The sequence below is a fragment of the Desulfobaculum sp. genome, from assembly GCF_054921475.1.
Window position 1 is genome coordinate 1 of record NZ_JBUDSW010000037.1, and the last position, 18,267, is coordinate 18,267.

The following is an 18,267-nucleotide window of genomic DNA, read 5'->3' on the forward strand; positions in this document are numbered from 1 at the left end:
GCGCGGGGATTCGTCTGGTCCAGACTGACCAGCCCGGGGCCGCGCATCTCGTGGTGCGCGCCGCAAACGGGGCAGGTCAAGGTATCGTCAAGTTGTTCGCCGCAGGCGCACATCCACCCGGTGCGCCGCGCCGGATTGCCCAGCACAAGGGCATGGTCCGGGACATCCTTCGTCACCACAGCGCCCGCGCCAACAAAGGCGTAGCGGCCAATGGTGTGCCCGCAGACGATGGTGCAGTTGGCGCCAAGGGTGGCCCCGGCGCGCACCAGCGTGGGCAGCGCTTCATGCATACGCGGTATGTGGCACCGCGGATTGCGGACGTTGGTGAACACCATGGACGGGCCACAAAACACGCCATCCTCCAGCGTGACGCCGCTGTAGATGCTGACGTTGTTTTGCACTTTGCACCCGTCACCGATGCGCACATCCGGCCCGATGACCACGCTTTGCCCAATGCGGCAGTCGCGGCCGATGTCCGAGCCTCGCATGATGTGCGAAAAATGCCAAATTTTCGTTCCCTGCCCGATGCGCGCGCCGTCGTCCACGTACGCGCTCTCGTGCACGCTGACGCCGGGCATGGGGCCTGCGTCTGGCGCTTGGCCTGCCGCGCCGCCGTGCGCAGTGTCAGGCTCCGCCGCAGGCGCAGACGCGGCGCACTGCGGCGCGCCGCCACTCTCCAAGGAGCGCTGGGCCGCGCCAAGCACGTCAAGCACCCGCACGCCCTCTTCCCCGCCGGTGCGCGGGGCGCTGCGCGCGTCCATGCACTCCAGAAAGTGCTGGCACTCGCGCCGCAGGGGTTCGTCCTCCGCCACGGGATGAAACGTCGCATCCGCGCGGGTGGGGATGGGCATATGCCCCTCCCAGTCAATGCGGTGGGCGTAGGTGGCCAGCTTTTCCGGCCACGGACGTGTGTCGTCAAGGACGGCCATTTTGCGGTCGCCCACCACCACCAGCCGTTGCTCCTTAAAGGGATGCAGCCACGAGACGAAGATGTGCGCCTTGAGCCCGGACGGAAAGTCCAAATGCGTCACGGTCACGTCTGCAATGCGCTGGTGCAGATAGTTGCCGCCAACGGCGCGCACGCGCTCCGGCGTCTCGCCGGCAAGGGCCAGCAGTATGGAAATATCGTGCGGCGCAAAGGACCACAGGGAGTTCTCTTCACGCCGGATTTTGCCCAGATTCAGGCGCTGGGAGTACATGTAGTTGATGCGCCCAAGCTCGCCGGAATCCACCAGCCGCGTCAGCTCCAAAAACGCAGGGTGGTAGTGCAGCAGATGCCCCACCATCAGCACCCGGCCCTCGGCCTGTGCCAGGCGGACCAGTTCGCGCCCCTCCGCCGCCGCAAGGGCAAGGGGCTTTTCCACGTACACGTCCCGCCCGGACAAAAGTGCCTCGCGCGCCTGCGTAAAATGCTTTTCCGCCGGCGTGGCGATAACCACACCCCGTACCCCGTCGTCCGCCAGCACATCCGTCAGGGACATACAGGTCCGAACGCCCGGATACTGCTCCCGAAACCGCCGCAGCACCTCTGCGTCCGTATCGCAAATGCGCTTGAGCGCGCCAAGGGCGTGGAAGTTGCGGACGAGGTTGCGTCCCCAATAGCCGGACCCGACAACCGCGACGCCATGGCGGGGCGTGTGGCTCATGTCATCTCCTTTGCCAGCGGCTGGGGGCGCTGGCGCACGCACTGTCGATGCCGCGCCGCATCCGCGGCGCGAAGGATTCCACAACAACGGGGGGAGGTGGCAGACAGCCCCGCGCCAGATGCGCCGGGCACAAATCAAAGAGCACTCTGCCTCAGTCCCCCGGAAACCCTAACAGAAATCACCCGCGCCCGCGAGGGCCGGCGCACTGCCAGCGCTAGGGAGACACCGAAAAAGACACTGCGGCACCGGTCTGTCTTCCTGCCAGTGGCGCGCCGTGTCAACCCTTTCTGCGCGCCCACCACGGCGGCAGGGCCGCAGCACTGCGCGCAATTCCGCTCCTGCCGGGCATATCCGCCCCGCTGCCTGCGCATGAAAAAGGCCGCAACCCGGTGGGTTGCGGCCTTGATTGGCTTGGTAACGCCTTAGAAGCTTTGCAGGGCAGGGTTTTGCTCGCCCATGGCTACAAACATCTTGGACAGCGCAATGCGGTAATCCGCCAGCGCGGTGATGAGTCCGGCCTCGGCGGTGGTCAAACGCTCCTGCGCGTCCAGCACGTCGGTGTTGGTACCCACCTGCGCCTGATAGCGGGCTACGGCCATGCGGTAGCCTTCCTGCGCGGCCTCAACGGCCTTGCGGTTCACCTTGATGCTTTCCGCGGCCTTGCGGATGTTCAGGTGGCTGGACTTCACGTCAAAGGTGGCTTCCTGCTTGGTGTTCTCGGCCTCGGCAATGAGGCTGCGAACGTTCTGCTTGGCCTGCTTGACGGCGTAGTAGGTCTTGCCCCACTCCCACAGGGTCCAGTTGGCGCTGACGCCCACGGACCACTCGCTGAATTCGGTGTCCATAAGGTCACTGCCGGAGGCGGCCATATCGTCGCCGGTGGAGGTCCACTTAAAGTCGGCTCCCACCTGCGGGTAGAAGGCGCTCTTGACGATGTCCTCATCCTCGATGGCGATGTCCACACTCTTGGCGGCAATTTCAAGATCCGGGCGGCCCTTGTAGGCGCGCTTCATGACCTCGTCCACGGACAGGGAGAACGGCACGTAGTCGAGCGTTCCCGCATAGTCCACATCGGCGTCCAGCGGCAGATTCAGCAGCGTATTGAGGCGCGCTTCCTGCGTGGCAACAAAGTTCTGCGCTTCAATCAGGCCGTCCTCAGCCTTGGCGAGGTCCACTTCGGCCTGCAGCACGTCCAGGCGGGGCTTGAGGCCCACATCATAAAAGGCTGTGGTGACCTTGAGCTGTTCCTGCAAACGGGCCAAGGAGTCCTTGGCGGCGCGGACATTTTCACGCGCCTGAAGGAGCTTGAGGAAGTTTTCCTGCACCAGTCCGGTGACGGTGAGCTCCACGTTGCGCAGGGTGGCGTCGGCCTTGTCCTTGGACAGGGCGGCCTTCTGGTACGTGGACAGGATATTCCAGCCCGTAAACAGGTCCTGATGCACAGTCACGCCAGCGGAAAAGAGGTCCTTCTCGCTGGTCGGGTTGTCCTCGGTGGGCTTGGCATGGTCACGGCTGGTGTAGCCGTAGCTGCCGGACACGGACGGTCCAAAGGACCCACGTGCGGACTTGCGTCCCTCTTCGGCGCCCTGCTGTGAATGCATGGCCGACTGGACGCTGGGATTGGCCGTCAAGGCGCGCTCGACAGCCTGTTCCATGTTGTAAACGGTGGTTTCCGCCATTGCCGGAACAGCCGCCAAAAGGGCGACCATAACAAGGGCGAAAGTCAATTTCAGGTTCGGCGTTCTCATATGAATCGTCCTTTGTATCCTGTTACCACCATTCCCCTCATAAAAGGAAAGATGCCCCCACGGCATCAAGGCTGCACATTGCCCCGAAACCCCAGAACAGTCAATAGTGCAGGCGGGTTTCCGGCCACTGCACAGCGCGTGTGGCTCAGCATCTGCCATACAGGGTGCACATGCGCCGCAGCTCATCGGCGGCGCGGGGCGAAAGTTTCCGTGGCGGCACCCGCCAGCCCCAGTTTCCCTGCGGCATGGAGGGGGTATTCATGCGCGCCGCCCCGCCAAGGCCAAGGACATCCTGCATGGGCATAATGCAAATGCGCGCGGGCGACATCAGGGCAAGGCGCATCATCTGACGCACCACATCACGCGGGCCAACGGGATGCCCGGCATATTCGCCAAGCCGCGCACGCCCCTCGTCCCCAAGGTCGTCCTCGTACCAGCCAAGGGTGGTGTTGTTATCATGGGTGCCGGTGTAGGCCACGCTGTTCACGCAGTGGTTATGGAGCGAGTTCACGCTTTCGCCTGTGTCCGGCCCAAAGGAAAATTGCAGGACGCGCATGCCCGGCATATCAAAGGCAAGGCGCAGGTCGATGACGTCCTGCGTAATGAGGCCAAGGTCCTCGGCAATGATGGGCAGGTCATGCAGGCTCTCGCGCAGGACAGAGAAGAACGAGTCGCCGGGGCCGGTTTCCCACTCCCCGTTTATGGCGGTTTCCTCCTCGGGCGGCACCACCCAGTACCCGGCAAAGGCCCGGAAGTGGTCCAGCCGCACAATGTCCGCCAGCAGCAGGTTATGGCGGATGCGCTCCACCCACCACGCGTAGCCGCTGCGCATCAGCACGCCCCAGTCGTACACCGGGTTGCCCCAGCGCTGCCCGGTTTCGCTGAAATAATCCGGCGGCACCCCCGCCACCTTGAGCGGATCGCCCCGCCCGTCCAACTGAAAAATATCGCGGTGCTCCCACACGTCGGCGGAGTCGTAGGTGGGATAGAACGGCAGATCGCCGATGATGGACACGCCCTTGTCCCGGCAATACTCCCGCAGGGCCTCCCACTGCGAAAAGAACACATACTGCTCAAAGCACACCTTGCGCAGGGCCGCCCCGGCCTCGGCGCGCAGGGCGCGCAGGGCGTCCCCCTCGCGGTCGCGGTACTCGCGGGGCCACGTATTCCACGCCGCACCGCCAAAGCGCTCCTTCAGGACGCAAAATGCCGCAAAGGCGTTCAGCCACGCCTCCCCGTGCCGCCGCACAAAGGCCGCAAACCCGGCGTCCTCGTCCAGCGCATCCTTGGAGCGCTCCCACGCCACATCAAGAAGCCGCCGCTTCAAGGCCTCCGCGGCCTCGTAGTCCACGCGTTCCAAGGTGGGTCTGGCGCCCTGCTGGATGTCCGCCAGCCGCACCCACCCGTCCGCCGCAAGGCGCTCGGGGCTGATGAACAACGGGTTGCCCGCAAAGGCGGAGAAGCTGGAATACGGCGAATTGCCAAGGAAGGTTGATGTCGGCGTCAGGGGCAAAATCTGCCAATAGCGCTGCCCCGCCTGCGCCAGAAAGTTGATGAACGCCCGCGCGCCGGAGCCCATATCGCCAATGCCGTAGGACGACGGCAAGGACGTCACGTGCAAAAGCACGCCGCTTCCGCGCTGTTTCATCTGCTCCATCATCGCGCAGTCTCCTTACCGCATCTACTCATCCAACGGACGAAAGAGCACCATGCCAAGGGGCGGCAGATTGATGCACAGGCTCTGGGGCCGGCCATGGGACACCACATTTTGCGTCGGCAACCCGCCATAATTCCCCCACCCGCTGCCGCCGTACCACTCGGCGTCGCTGTTGAGGAGCTCCTGCCAGTAGCCGCCGCTGGGCACGCCAACGGCGTAACCCTCGCGCGGGACCGGGGTGAAATTGAACACCGCCAGCACCGGGCGTCCTGCGCCGTCCTTACGCAGGAAGGAGATAATGCTGGACTCCGCATCGTGAAAGTCCACCCACTCGAAGCCTTCGGGCGAAAAGTCGCGCTCGTACAGAGCCGGGGTCTCGACCATCACGCGGTTGAGGTCCTGTATAAAGCGGTGCAGGCCCGCGCCGCCCTCGGTTTGGAGCAGGTCCCACTGCACCTGTCCATCGTGGCTCCATTCGCCGTGCTGGCCAATCTCCGCCCCCATGAACAACAACTTCTTGCCCGGCATGGCGTACATGTAGGCGTACAAAAGCCGCAGCTCCGCGCGCTTTTGCCAATCGTCCCCGGGCATTTTGCCATACAGCGAGCCTTTGCCGTGCACCACCTCGTCATGGGACAGGGGCAACATGAAATTTTCGGTAAAGGCGTACCACAGGTTAAAAGTCAGCTTGTCATGATGGTATTTGCGGTACACCGGGTCATGGCTGAAATACTCCAGCGTGTCGTGCATCCAGCCCATGTTCCACTTCATGCCGAAGCCAAGGCCGCCAAGGTATGCGGGCCGCGACACCATGGGCCACGATGTGGACTCCTCGGCAATGGTCTGCACGTCCGGATACTCGCGGTAGACCGTCTCGTTCAGGGCGCGCAAAAACTCGATGGACTCAATGTTTTCATTGCCGCCGTACTTGTTCGGCATCCACTCCCCGCCCTTGCGCGAGTAGTCGAGGTAGAGCATGGAGGCCACGGCGTCCACGCGCAGGCCGTCAATGTGATAGCGTTCCAGCCAAAACAGCGCGCTGGAGATGAGAAACGAGCACACCTCATAGCGGCCCAAATTAAAAATGTACGAATCCCAATCCGGGTGAAAGCCCTGCCGGGGGTCGGCATGCTCGTACAGATGCGTCCCGTCAAAGCGGAACAGCCCATGCTCATCGCCGGGAAAGTGCGAAGGAACCCAGTCGAGAATAACGCCAATACCCTCGCGGTGCAGGGCATTGACAAGGTCCATGAATTCCTGCGGCGAGCCAAGGCGCGACGACGGACAAAAATACCCCGTCGTCTGATAGCCCCACGATCCGAAAAACGGATGCTCCATCACCGGCAAAAATTCCACATGGGTGAAGCCAAGGTCACGGACGTAGCCGGGCAGGTCGCGGGCGAGGTCGGTGTAGTTGAGGGTGTAGCCCTCCTCGGAGCGCATCCACGAGCCAAGGTGCACCTCATACACAGACATGGGCGCGTCCAGCGCGTTGCGCGCGCCGCGTCCTGTCATCCACTCGCCATCGCTCCAGCCGTAATCAAGGTCACGGACAATGGACGCGGACTGGGGCGGGGCTTCGCCGTGCAGGGCAAAGGGGTCGCTCTTGTTGCCCTCAAAGCCGCCTCCGGCCGCGGAGCGGATGTGGTACTTGTACAGCGCCCCTTCGGCGGCGCCGGGGATGAATCCTTCCCAAATGCCGGAGCTGTCGTGCCGGGCGGACAGATAATGCGCCGTGGGGTCCCAGTCGTTAAAGGTGCCAATGACGGACACGCTGGTGGCGTTTGGCGCCCAGACGGCAAAAAGAACGCCCGGCTCGCCGTCATGGGTCATGACGTGCGCGCCGAGCTTCTCGTAAAGGCGAAAATGCCGTCCCTCGCGGAACAGATAGATATCGTGGTCGGTAAATGTGCTGACGCCGTAGCGAACCGTGGATGCTGAAGCCATGTGCGACTACTCCCCGAGGATGCGGATTACGTGGTCGGACTCTCCTCTCGCATACTACACGCCCGGGGCGGTGTGTAAAGCATCCGCCCGGACGTTTCCGGCATCCCGCATCCGGCTACATGGCGGACAGCAGCTTTTTGGCTCCCTGATGGTCGGGGTCCACTTCCAGCGTCTTCTTCAGATAGGTGATGGCCTTACTGCGCTGGCCCGCGTTGGAATACATCACCGCAATGTTGAAACACAGCACGCTGGAGAGCAGGCACAGGTCCGGATTCTGCTGCAGCGCCTTTTCCACATTCTCCACGGCCTTTTTATGGTCCCGGCCTTCGGAGTAGGCGATGGCGACGTTGAAGTAGAGGTTCTCGTCCTTGGGATTGACCTTGAGGGCCTGCTCGTACTCGCCGATGGCGTCCTTCCAGCGGCCCTGCCGCCGTAGCGCCATGCCAAGGCGGTTGAAGGTCTCAATGTCGGACTTTTTGAGTCCGCCAGCCTTGGAGTCGAGGATGGAGCGGAAGAATTTTTCGGAAAGGTCGGGCGCGCTCTCGATGCACTTTTCCGCGATGGAGCGTTTGACCTCTTCAATCATGCTCATGGCTTCCTTGCGGGCGTTTTCCACGGCCTGCTCAAAGAGCTCCGTCGCCTTTTCGGCATTGCCGGACTCCATGTGGATTTCGCCCATGGCAATTTTTCGCTCCACATTCAGCGGCGACAGGCGGTCCAGCTTTTCAAGGTATTCCAGCTGCTTGTCCATGTCGCCACTTTCCCTGTATAGCTCCGCCAGCTTCTTGAGCGGCTCCAGATACAAGGTTGCGCCGTCGTGGGCTTCCTCGTAGGCGCTGCCTGCGGCGTCCAAGTCGCCCGTGGCCTTGAAGGCGTCGCCCTTGATCATCAGCGCCGCGGCGCTGCCGGGCTTCATCTCCAAAATTTTGTCGGCAATAGCTGTGGCTTCCTCGTACTTGCCCTTTTCCAGATAGGCCTTGGCGCGGTCGATATACTGGCCAATCTTGCCCTGCGGCTTAATGGTGAAGGCAATCTTCTCAATAAGGGTCGCCATGGACACCGGCTTGGTAATAAAGTTGCCCACGCCAATCTCGTGCAGCAGGATGAGCACCTGCCGCTCCACCTCGGCGGTGAGGACAACGATGTACATTTCCGGGAACAGGGTCTTGAGGTCTTTGATAAAAGGCAGGGTGTTGCGGTTATTGAGCAGCCGCTCCACTAGCAGGACCACCCGCTTGTCCTTGAAGGCCGGGGTCTTGAGCTCGCGCAGGACCTGCGACTCCTCGGCCAGCGTCCGGATGCGGTCGGTGCCGATGACCAGTTCCTTATTCAGGGTGGTCCGCACCATCTTGAGGAACGTATTGTCATGACTCAGAATGAAAAAGCAGCCGTCCTCTTTGGCCACAAAGTCAACAATGGCACGCTCGTATTGCTTCATACGTATGGCATTTTTCATGGACACGCGTCACTTCCTCGCCGTGTTCTGGTGTGTTGACACTCTCCCCGAGTCAACCCCGAGTATGCCGGATGTGCCGCCCTCCGGCAAGGGATTCTCCGCCAGCCACCGCGGCTGTGGGAGCTTCTTCCTTTTGGCGGCCTTTTGTTCTATCGTTTCTGGGCCCTTGCGGCGCACACGCTACACCAGCCCGGCCAGTGCCGGACACATGAGGACCAATGCCCAAAACCCCAGCTTCCGAGCAGGATTTCCTGCACCTGATAGACGCCCATTTTCCCACTGCGCATCCGCACATGCGCCTTGGCCGCGGTGACGACTGCGCCATCCTGACCATGGACGGCCCGGAAACCGTCATGACCACGGACCTCTTTTTGGAGGATGTCCACTTCCGGCGCAGCTACTTCAGCGCGGCGGACATCGGGCACAAGGCCCTTGCGGTCAACATTTCCGACATCGCGGGCATGGGCTGCCGCCCCGAGGGCTTCAGCCTTGGCCTCATCATTCCGCACAGTGCGTCCCCCGCCCTAGAGGCCCCCTTTTGGGACGGCCTCTTCTCCGGCATGAGCGCCCTTGCCGAGGAGCACAGCATCCCCCTCACGGGCGGCGACCTGTCCAAAGGCCCCTGCCTCGGCTTTTCCGTGACCATATGGGGCGCCCCCGGTCCCACAGGGCGCATCCTCACGCGCGAGACCTGCGCCCCCGGCGACGCCATCTTCATCAGCGGCGGCATTGGTCTGGCCCGGGCGGGCCTGCTGGCCCTTGAGGCCGACCCCGGCGACGCGCCCGCGCGCTACCCTGACGCCGTTGCCGCGCACCTGCGCCCACGCCCGCGCGTGGCCGAGGGGCTGGCCCTTGCGGGACTGCCGGGCGTGACCGCACTCATGGACCTTTCCGACGGCCTTGCCCGCGACCTGCCACGGCTGACCGGGCCGCAACGCGGCGCGCGGCTTGCCCTTGCCCCGCAGCACCTGCACCGCGACGTCACGGCCTATTGCCAGCGCGAAGGCCTGTTGCCGGAAGAATTCGCCATCCTCGGCGGCGAGGACTACGCCCTGCTTGGCGCCGTGGCCCCGGAGCAGGTCCCGGCCCTGACGCAGGCCGTACCGGACGCCGCCATCATCGGTACCGTCACCGAATCCCCGGGCCTCTTCCTTGGGCAGACGCCCTTTGGCCACGCCGGTTTCGACCATTTCGCCACCTCATCCTAAGGATACGCGCCATGGACACCACGCTTTCCATCATCGGCACCATCTCGTCCCCGCTCAAGGACCTCTCCTCCTGCCCCAAGCAGTATTCCGAGGGCGCGCCGCAGGCGCAGGTTATCATTACGCCAGAGTATGCCGAGGGGCTGTCCACCCTCACTCCGGGGCAGGACCTGTTGCTCTTTACATGGCTGCACCAGTCCACACGCCGCGTGCTCAAGGTGCACCCGCGCGGCAACCGCGACATTCCCAAGAAGGGCGTCTTCAACACCCGCTCCCCCGACAGGCCAAACCCCATTGGCCTGCACCATGTCCGGCTGCTGGCCATTGACGGCCTGACCCTCACCGTGGACCGGCTGGAAGTGCTGGACGGCACCCCCATTGTGGACATCAAACCCATCGCCAACGAGACGCCGGGGCGGGAAAACTGGGGCTCCGGCATCACCCCGGCCGTTGGGCACGAACTGCAGGCCATCTGCCGCGCGGGCTGGGAGCGGGGACTGCTCTCCGGCTTTAACGGCAACGTTTCCGTGCGCATCGGCGGGAGCGTTGTCATCACCCGGTCCGGTTCGGCCAAGGGCTTTCTGCGCCCCGGCGACCTGACCACGCTGGACCTCGACACCGGCAAGGTGACCGGCGCTGGCGCGGCGTCCACCGAAGCGCCGGTGCATCTAGAAATCTACCGCAATCAGCCCGAGGCGCGCGCCGTGGTACACACGCATCCGCCGCACCTGCTCGCCTACGGCATTGCCAAGGGCAACGTGGACACAGGCCTGCCGCTGTTTGAAGCTGGCGTCTATCAGGAGATGCTAACCACCGTCGCCGCCATGCCGCCGGGAACTCCGGAACTTGGCGTGGCCGTGGGCGACGCCGCGCGCACGCACAAGGCCATCTTCATGACCAACCACGGCCTAGTCACGTGGGGCAGCGACCTCACCCACGCTCTGGCCCTGAATGAGGAAATCGACACCCTCGCCCGCCTTGCCCTGCTGGCTGGCGGCGCGAAGTAGCGCCCCAAACGCCCACCCACTGCACGCAACAAGCCCCCGGCGAGCATCTCGCCGGGGGCTTGTTCTTTCGTCAACAGGTCAGTCCCGCTAGCGCGGGGTCCCGCCCCGATAAGCGCTCCAGATGAGCCATATGCCCAGCAGACCAAGGGGCAGGGAAAGCAGCATGCCCATGGTCAGCCAGCCGCCAAACAGGAAGCCAAGCTGCGCGTCCGGCTCGCGGAAAAACTCCACGAAAATACGCGCGCTTGCGTACCCAAGGGCGAACAGCCCGGAGACCGCACGGCGCGGACGCGGCCGGGACGAGAACCAAAACAGCACAATAAAAAGCACAACGCCCTCAAGGGCGGCCTCGTACAGCTGTGAGGGATGGCGGGGGAAGGGTCCGGCCTCGTAGCCGGGGAAAATCATTGCCCACGGCACGTCGCTGACGCGGCCCCACAACTCGCCATTGATAAAGTTGCCGATGCGCCCGGCGCACAGGCCAATGGGCACAAAGGGGGCGATGAAGTCCGTGACCTGAAAAAAGGTCTTCCCGGTTCTGCGGGCAAAGATAAACACGCAGGCCAAAACGCCCACCAGCCCGCCATGGAAGGACATCCCGCCCTTCCAGATCTTGAGCATCTCCAGAGGGTGGTCGAGGTAGACGCCGAAGTCGTAGAACAGGATGTACCCAAGGCGCGCGCCAAGGATGACCCCGAGCATGCCCCACGCGATGAGGTCGTCCACCTCTTCGCCGGTCCAGCCGGACCCGGGGCGCGAGGCGCGAAAACGCCCCAGCCCCCACGCGGCGCAAAAGCCCACCAGATACATCAGCCCGTACCACCGCACGGACAGCGGACCAAGGTGCAGCGCCACAGGGTCAATATGCGGATAGGTGATCATGTACGGCTCCTCAGCCGGGAGAGGACGAAAAGCACCACGCGCCGGTCTCTCCCGAGGGGCCGCCGCGCTGCATCGCCCCGCGTTAGGACTGCTTGCTCAGCCACACGCCAACGCTCATGCGCTCCTCCTCCCACTCGGAGGACATGCGCAGCTTCAGGAACTCAAAGTACAGGTGGTCCACAAAGGACAGCCCGCGTTCGATGAGGTACATCTTCTCAAGGAAGATGCCATCTGGGTCGTCGTCATCATCGCGCTTGGTGTCCACCTTGGGGGTTTTGAATCCGTTGAAGGCGAAGTCTTCGGCCTTGATGGTGAACTGCCACGCGTCGGAGTCAACCTCCACGCGGAACTGGGCCTTGGTGACCTTTTTGCCCATGGCAAGGCCGAGCTTGGCCTCGCGCATTTCGCTCATCAGGCCGGTGACGGAGGTGGTCTCCTTGGAGTCCCCTTCGCCGCCCTGCACGGAGATGCGCTGTTCCATGAACAGGGCAAAGTTCTCACCGTCCGGCATGGTGAAGATGCCGCCGGTGGCTTCGCTCTTGTACCAGAGCCACGTCAGAAAATCCTGACCAAGGACGATATCCTTGGCCTGTCCGAGATATGCGTCTTCCATATGCTTGTCCTTTGGCTAGGCGAAGTGCTCGGCTTCGATGTCATCCAACGCCTTGGCCCTGTCCTCGCCGAGGAGCTCAACGGCCTTGTAGTACGGCGTCAGCGGTTCCAGATGCAGGTCGAAGGTCAGGGTGAACATATCCTCGAACAGGCTGCGCAGCTTGGACTGCGTGGACGCGAGGTAGACAATGTTGTCCTGAATGTTCCACACCACGTCAAACTGCGCGGGCACCGGCAGTGTACGGGCGCGAAGGCGCAGGGTGACCTGCTCCTTGAGCTCCTTCTTCCTGTCGCGCGAGACGAACTTTTTGCCCTGCTCGCGGATGCGGTCCATCTCCTGATTGAGCGCAATCTGGAAGTGCTTTTTCACCACGGCCGCGCTCATGCGGCGGGTGTCGAGGCGCAGGCCAAAGGTCAGATAATGGCCCTTTTCCGGCGGCGCTGTGGCCCACTGGGTATCGAGCATATCGTCAAAGCACACCCAACCAAAAGACCGCTCGTCGGCGGTATCGTCTATGTCCATAAACGCGTTGCGCTTCAGGCGGTCCGGTATCTCTGCCCACAGAGACTCCGGCACCTCCTCAAGAAGGCGGTATCGCGTAAACGTCGCACTGGCGGATATAAATCCCACTGTGTTCTCCTTATCGCTGTAGGGGCAGCGGCGCATGCCGCCGAACATCAAGGGCACTTGATAACGCCCACCGCCATCGGGGGCAAGGGGTAACCCGCTTCCTCCGGGCTGTTGAAGCGGCGCGCGGCGTCAGGTATGCTCCAGCCAAAGCGTCCCGAACGCTCCATTTTCCGACACCGCAACTGCGCACCACCGGAGGACGCCATGCCCACATACACCGGCATCAATCACCTCGCCATGGCCACCGGCGACATGGACGCCACCATCCGCTTCTGGCGCGACCTGCTTGGCATGCGCCTTGTCGCGGGGCTGGGGCATCCGGGCTACCGGCACTACTTTTTCCAAATTTCCGATGACGACATGATTGCCTTTTTCGAGTGGCCGGAGACCAAACCCGTCGCCGAAAAGGACCACGGCTACCCCGTCAAGGGCCCTTTTATCTTCGACCATGTCTCCTTTGGCGTGGCAACCATAGAGGACCTGTGGGAGGTCAAGGACAAGCTGGACGCCATGGGCTGCATGCCTTCGGAGGTTGTGGACCACGGGTTCATCAAGTCCGTGTACTGCTTCGACCCCAACGGCATCCCCATTGAATTCTCCCTGCCCGTTGCAGATGCAGACCCGCGCACGCACCCCGCCCTTGCGGATTCGCGCCCCTCGGATGTGGCGCTGGAAGGCCCGGAGCCGCAGCCCGGGCACTGGCCGCGCCCCGTGCCCACCCCGCAGGACCAACGCGCCGAATACCCCGGCGAGGGGCAGGAATTGCAGGAGCCGCACCGCAACAAGTGGCGGAAGTAGGCCGCCGCTCCGGGCGCCGGAACATTCCGGCACGGGCGCCTTGGCCGCTTCTTATCACGGGCGCGCCGCTGGCGTTTGCGCCACACCACAGTGGCGCACAGTGGCGCGTATCGACCGTGGGCAATCACCTTTCGAGCCAGCGAAAAAAGCACGGGAACGTCATCGCACGTCTTCCGCTAGGGCGCCATGAGGATGGAGCACTGTCGCCCGCACATCATCTTGACTTTTCTGCATGGCTTCCTGATTCTGGAACAATACGAGAACCAGTGTGACAGCATCCCAAAGGATCTCACATGACTCCAGACATCATTGTCGTCAGCTCCATTCTGGTGATTGCCATCGTTTTGCTGGTCACCGAGAAGCTCCCGGTCGACCTGACCGGTCTGGGCCTTGTCGTCGTATTGATGGTGGCCGGTCAGCTTACCCCGGTTCAGGCCGTATCCGGCTTTGCCAATCCGGCTCCCCTTGCGGTGGGGGCGCTCTTTGTGGTCAGCCGTGGGCTCGTCCGCACAGGCGCTCTGAACTTCATCACCAGAACCACCATTAAATTTACAGCGGGCAGCCGCAAGCGGCTGCTTCTTGTCAGCTTGCTGCTGGTGGGCACCTTGTCGGCCTTCCTCAACAACACCCCTGTGGTCATCCTGTTTATGTCCATCATCATGGCCGCGTGCAGCCGGTTCGGGTTCGCGCCGTCCAAGCTGCTTATCCCGCTGTCCTACATCTCCATTCTGGCGGGCACCTGTACGCTCATCGGCACCTCGACCAACATTTTGGTGAGTGATACGGCGTTCAGCTTGGGGGCCAAGCCCATCGGCATGTTTGAGCTCTCGGTACTGGGCGTGCCCATTGCCATTTGCGGCGCGGTGTTCATGTATTTTTTTGCCGACGTCCTCCTCCCGGAACACGCCTTCCCCTTTTCGCACGAAAACTCGGCGGCCGACCTGTATTTGTCGGAGCTCACGGTCTATCCGGACAGTAGCCTCGTGGGCATCAACCCGGCGCAGGGCATGCCACAAAAATATGAATCCCTCACAATATACGAGGTGTTCCGCGGCGAGGAAATCTACGACGTCAAGACTGACAACGTGGTGCTGCAGGCCGACGACCGCATTCTGGCAAAAGGCTCGGCCGACGACCTGACGTCCATTTTAAACAGCGAGGATGCCGGCAACCCCGGTTTCGCGTGCCCCCACCTCAGCGACACCCAACTCGTGGAACTGCTTGTCCCGTCAGGCTCCGACGCCCGCGGTGTCACGCTGGACGACCTCTTTCTGGCCGACGATCAGGAAAACTGCATCATCGGCTTGCTGCGGCGCCACTCCCATTACTCCTGGACAAAGGCCCACTCCATGAAACTGCGGGTGGGCGACGTTATTTTGGTCCAACTCAAACCCCACGCATTGGACCGCATCCGCAAGGAAGAAAACTTCATCGTTCTCAACGACAATGTGGTCAAAGACATTGTCAACCGCCGCCGAGCGCCCCTTGCCATTGGCATCTTTGTGCTGATGATTGCTGCCGTGGTCTCCGGGCTGGCCAACATCCTCACCGGCGCTTTTGCCGGAGCCTTCGCCATGATCCTGACAGGCTGCCTGAGCCTTAAGGAGGCCTACAGGGCGGTGGACGTCAAAATCCTTATGCTCATCATCGGCACAATCGCCCTTGGGCTAGCCATGCAGACATCCGGCGCGGATATGGTGTACGCCAAGGCCTTTCTCGGGCTGTTCGGCGGGGCAAGCCCGCAGGTGATTCTGGCCGGATTTATTGTGCTGACCAGTCTTCTTTCCCACTTTCTGTCCAACAACTCCACGGCTGTCCTTCTCGTTCCGGTGGGCATCGCCACGGCCGCATCCCTTGGGGTGGACGCCCGGCCATTCATCATCGGCATCGCCTTTGGCGCGTCGGCCTGTTTCGCCACGCCCATCGGCTATCAGACCAACCTCATCGTCTACGGTCCCGGCGGCTACACCTTTTTGGACTTTCTCCGCCTCGGCCTGCCCATGGTCATCATCTCCTGCGGCGGGGCCGCCTTGTTCATTCCAACGTTTTGGCCCTTCTAGCCCTCCTCCAGCCGCTCAATGGTCAACGCTTGCGGTGACGGCGCCCAAGGAGCGGGGAAAGGCCGTCCAAAGACGGAGACACCGTCAGCCCTCAGGAGCCACAAGGCTCTGGTACAGGCGCATGTACTTTTCGGTCATCACGTCCACGCCGTAGCAGAGGAGGACGCGCTCGCGCGCCACGGCTCCCCGGCGCTGGCGCTCCTGCCGTGGCATGTCGCGCATGGCGAGGATGGCGCGGGCCAGTTCGTCCGGCGCACCGGGGGGCACCACCAGCCCTGTATCCGCCACAATCTCCGCCGCATCGCCAACATCGGTCACCACACAGGGCACGCCGCAGGCCATGGCCTCGCCCACGGCATTGGGAAAGCTCTCGGTATGCGAGGCCGTCACCGCCACATCCAGCGCCGTATAAAAGCCCGGCATATCCTCCTGCCGCCCCACAAGGCGCACCATGCCCGATGCACCTGCGCTGCCTAGCAGGGCCGCAAGCTCTGAGTTCGACGCCTCCATCCCCTCGCCGCACAGCACACATACCACGCCGGACTCCGGCCCAAGGCGCCCCAGCGCCTGCGCAAGAACATCGTGCCCCTTCATGGGGTCAAAGCGTGCGGCCATGCCGATGACGAACGCCTCCGGCGCAATGCCCCACGCCTTCCGCTGACGCCGCGCGCCCGGTGCGGGGCCGTGGTCCTGCGGCGTCTCCGGATGGCCGTTTTGGGGCTGACCTAGGGGGTGCTCCGGGGAATGCTCTGACGGATGGCTGGGGAGAGGGGTTGGGGGCGACTCGGGGCGGAAGACCTCGCCGTCAAACCCGTTAGGGATGACCTCAACGCGGCGCGGGCGATAGCCCAGCTTGTGCGTGTGGTACCACGCGGCGCGTCCGGAATTGGTCACCACGGCGGCAGGGCGGCCGGACAGCCGCGCGCAGGCCGCCACAGTCCACGCCGTGGTCCGGGCGTAGCGCGACAGGTCCATGTCCGCGCAGCGGATGTTCCACACCACCCGCCCCCGGCGCGCAAGGCCTGCGGCCACAAGGCCCAGCAGGTCCGCGTGGTAGAGCCACGTCTGCACCACGTCCGGGTTCTCGCGCCGCAGCAGCCGGACAAGCCGCCACAGCGCCGCTGGCGATGGCACACCACGCCGCAGATGCAAGCTGGCGACAGGAACGCCCGCCGCCTCAAGGGGCGCGGCAAGGGGACCGGGCGGCAGCAGACTCACCACCTGCTGCACCACCCCGCGCCGCGCAAGGCGCGGGGCCAGACGGGCAAGGCTGGTTTCCGCCCCGCCAACGCCGAGTCCGGTGATGATATGCACAACCTTCACAGCGCCTCCTGCCAGAAAAAACGCGCCGCCCCGGTCCTGCCGGTGCGGCGCGCTGTTTAGTCGTCGTGTGTCGTGGTGGAATCCTCGGGCTTTGGGCCAATGAATTCCTTTTCCATCAGCACGTCCCGGTACTCCTCGCCGTAGATGCGCAGCATCACCATGGCAAAGGAGAGGATAAGCGGGCCATACAAGAGCCCAGGCGGGCCAAAGGCCTGAAGCCCGCCAATGACGGAAAGGAAAATATAAATCAGCGGCATCCCCGACGCCCCGCGCATAAAGTACGGACGCAGGAACGTGTCAATGCTGGTCACCAGCAGCCCGCACCACAGCATCAAGAACACGGCGGCCTTCCACTTGCCCACAATGAGCAGGTATCCCGAGGCCGGCACCCACACAAGGCCCGTGCCCAGCACCGGGATGAGCGAGGAAAAGCCCATCATCGTGCCCCAAAACAGCGCGGGAATATCCACAGCCGCTAGGCCCACGCCGCCGGCCAGCCCCTGCAGCATCGCCACCAGCAGGCCGCCCACCAGCACGGAGCGCGACACGCGGCGCAGGCTGTAGATGATGGAGTCCTCCTGCTCCTCGCGCAGGGGGGAGAGGTACTTCACCGTCGCGACAATGCGCCGTCCATCACGCAACAAAAAGAACAGGATGAACAGCATGATGAAAAAGTCCAGCAGCACGCTGAACGCGTCCGTCAGCAGGCCCGTGCCCAGCTGGATGGATGTCTCGCCCACCTGCCGCGAAAAGCGCAGCAGGCCGGACTGGATGTCGATGTCCTCCAGATGGATGTAGGGGAGCTTGTCGCTCAGCCACGCGCTCACGGCGTCAAAGCGGCTTTGCCCCAACAGCGCGTCAAAGTCCGTATGGCGTATCCAATCGGTCACAGCGGCAATGGACTGCGCGCCCTGCGTGGCCAGCCCCGTCAGAAAAAAGAACGCGGGGATGAACACGCACACCGTCACCAGCAACACCACACTGCCCGCGGCGACATTTTCGTGCCCGCCAAGGCGGCTGGAGATGCGGGTGAACATGGGCGTACAAATGGCCGCCAACACACCGGAAAAAATGATGGGATGAAGAAATGGGCTAAATACCCTGTACGCCAGATACAGGGCAAAAAGGATGAGGGTGAACAGGAACAGCGAATAGTAGCGGCTGCCCCGAGGCGCGGGCCATGAAATCCCGGGCCGAGAGTCCTGCGTCATATCGTCCTCCGGCGGAAGAGGCCTCCGCCAATGGACCGCCCAAGCGGAGCGGCTCCAGATTGATTGTATGATGACGGAAAAGCC

General features: G+C 63.1%; 14 protein-coding genes. 4 read left to right on the forward strand and 10 right to left on the reverse strand.

Translation table 11 applies throughout. The features are described from left to right. The 5 genes from ACY69P_RS03875 to ACY69P_RS03895 all read right to left on the reverse strand — a co-directional run. The coding region (locus ACY69P_RS03875; RefSeq protein WP_462326637.1) for a Gfo/Idh/MocA family oxidoreductase at positions 1–1,646 on the reverse strand (1,646 nt) is incomplete at its 3' end. Between the two features lie 422 nt (positions 1,647–2,068). Beyond that, complete coding sequence (locus tag ACY69P_RS03880; RefSeq protein WP_462326638.1) at positions 2,069–3,394, reverse strand: TolC family protein; 1,326 nt, start codon at positions 3,392–3,394, stop codon at positions 2,069–2,071. Between the two features lie 145 nt (positions 3,395–3,539). Then, a complete protein-coding gene (malQ, locus tag ACY69P_RS03885) occupies positions 3,540–5,054 on the reverse strand; it encodes a 4-alpha-glucanotransferase (RefSeq protein ID WP_462326639.1) in 1,515 nt (504 codons plus the stop codon). Between the two features lie 21 nt (positions 5,055–5,075). Beyond that, positions 5,076–6,998 carry a 1,4-alpha-glucan branching protein GlgB gene (gene glgB, locus ACY69P_RS03890; protein WP_462326640.1) on the reverse strand — a complete coding sequence of 641 codons (1,923 nt, stop codon included), beginning with the start codon at positions 6,996–6,998 and terminating at the stop codon, positions 5,076–5,078. A gap of 115 nt (positions 6,999–7,113) precedes the next feature. Then, a complete protein-coding gene (locus tag ACY69P_RS03895) occupies positions 7,114–8,454 on the reverse strand; it encodes a tetratricopeptide repeat protein (protein ID WP_462326647.1) in 1,341 nt (446 codons plus the stop codon). A gap of 218 nt (positions 8,455–8,672) precedes the next feature. Here ACY69P_RS03895 and thiL point away from each other — a divergent pair, with 218 nt between their 5' ends. Continuing rightward, positions 8,673–9,662, forward strand: a complete 990-nt coding sequence (thiL, locus tag ACY69P_RS03900; protein ID WP_462326641.1) for a thiamine-phosphate kinase — start codon at positions 8,673–8,675, stop codon at positions 9,660–9,662. An 11-nt stretch (positions 9,663–9,673) separates the two neighbouring features. Then, entirely contained in the window at positions 9,674–10,666 is a 993-nt protein-coding gene (gene tsaA, locus ACY69P_RS03905) for a tRNA (N6-threonylcarbamoyladenosine(37)-N6)-methyltransferase TrmO (protein WP_462326642.1), read from the forward strand. A gap of 87 nt (positions 10,667–10,753) precedes the next feature. On the opposite strand, the gene lgt is transcribed toward tsaA, so the two are convergent. From lgt to rdgC, 3 genes are all read right to left on the reverse strand, one after another. Next, positions 10,754–11,548 (reverse strand): prolipoprotein diacylglyceryl transferase, encoded by a 795-nt coding sequence (gene lgt / locus ACY69P_RS03910; RefSeq protein WP_462326643.1) that lies wholly within the window; start codon positions 11,546–11,548, stop codon positions 10,754–10,756. 82 nt (positions 11,549–11,630) lie between these two features. After that, complete coding sequence (locus ACY69P_RS03915; RefSeq protein ID WP_459897931.1) at positions 11,631–12,161, reverse strand: hypothetical protein; 531 nt, start codon at positions 12,159–12,161, stop codon at positions 11,631–11,633. A gap of 15 nt (positions 12,162–12,176) precedes the next feature. Further along, positions 12,177–12,791, reverse strand: a complete 615-nt coding sequence (gene rdgC, locus ACY69P_RS03920; protein WP_404845745.1) for a recombination-associated protein RdgC — start codon at positions 12,789–12,791, stop codon at positions 12,177–12,179. Positions 12,792–12,995: 204 nt separating this feature from the next. Between rdgC and ACY69P_RS03925 the strand changes: the two genes are divergently transcribed. Then, the gene (locus ACY69P_RS03925) at positions 12,996–13,589 is read left to right on the forward strand and encodes a VOC family protein (RefSeq protein WP_462326644.1); all 594 of its coding nucleotides are present in this window, start codon (positions 12,996–12,998) and stop codon (positions 13,587–13,589) included. Positions 13,590–13,882: 293 nt separating this feature from the next. After that, positions 13,883–15,649: an SLC13 family permease gene (locus tag ACY69P_RS03930; RefSeq protein WP_459897929.1), complete on the forward strand. Its 1,767-nt coding sequence runs from the start codon at positions 13,883–13,885 to the stop codon at positions 15,647–15,649. A gap of 84 nt (positions 15,650–15,733) precedes the next feature. Here the strand turns inward: ACY69P_RS03930 and ACY69P_RS03935 are convergent, their stop codons facing one another. Next, a complete protein-coding gene (locus ACY69P_RS03935) occupies positions 15,734–16,972 on the reverse strand; it encodes a glycosyltransferase (protein ID WP_462326645.1) in 1,239 nt (412 codons plus the stop codon). Between the two features lie 56 nt (positions 16,973–17,028). Beyond that, positions 17,029–18,183 (reverse strand): AI-2E family transporter, encoded by a 1,155-nt coding sequence (locus ACY69P_RS03940; protein WP_462326646.1) that lies wholly within the window; start codon positions 18,181–18,183, stop codon positions 17,029–17,031. Between the last annotated feature and the right edge of the window lie 84 nt (positions 18,184–18,267).

Coding starts and splice junctions, on each gene's coding strand:
- ACY69P_RS03880 (WP_462326638.1), bottom strand. CDS start 3,394: ATGAGAACGCCGAACCTGAAATTGACTTTCGCCCTTGTTATGGTCGCC.
- malQ (WP_462326639.1), bottom strand. CDS start 5,054: ATGATGGAGCAGATGAAACAGCGCGGAAGCGGCGTGCTTTTGCACGTG.
- glgB (WP_462326640.1), bottom strand. CDS start 6,998: ATGGCTTCAGCATCCACGGTTCGCTACGGCGTCAGCACATTTACCGAC.
- ACY69P_RS03895 (WP_462326647.1), bottom strand. CDS start 8,454: ATGAAAAATGCCATACGTATGAAGCAATACGAGCGTGCCATTGTTGAC.
- thiL (WP_462326641.1), top strand. CDS start 8,673: ATGCCCAAAACCCCAGCTTCCGAGCAGGATTTCCTGCACCTGATAGAC.
- tsaA (WP_462326642.1), top strand. CDS start 9,674: ATGGACACCACGCTTTCCATCATCGGCACCATCTCGTCCCCGCTCAAG.
- lgt (WP_462326643.1), bottom strand. CDS start 11,548: ATGATCACCTATCCGCATATTGACCCTGTGGCGCTGCACCTTGGTCCG.
- ACY69P_RS03915 (WP_459897931.1), bottom strand. CDS start 12,161: ATGGAAGACGCATATCTCGGACAGGCCAAGGATATCGTCCTTGGTCAG.
- ACY69P_RS03925 (WP_462326644.1), top strand. CDS start 12,996: ATGCCCACATACACCGGCATCAATCACCTCGCCATGGCCACCGGCGAC.
- ACY69P_RS03930 (WP_459897929.1), top strand. CDS start 13,883: ATGACTCCAGACATCATTGTCGTCAGCTCCATTCTGGTGATTGCCATC.
- ACY69P_RS03940 (WP_462326646.1), bottom strand. CDS start 18,183: ATGACGCAGGACTCTCGGCCCGGGATTTCATGGCCCGCGCCTCGGGGC.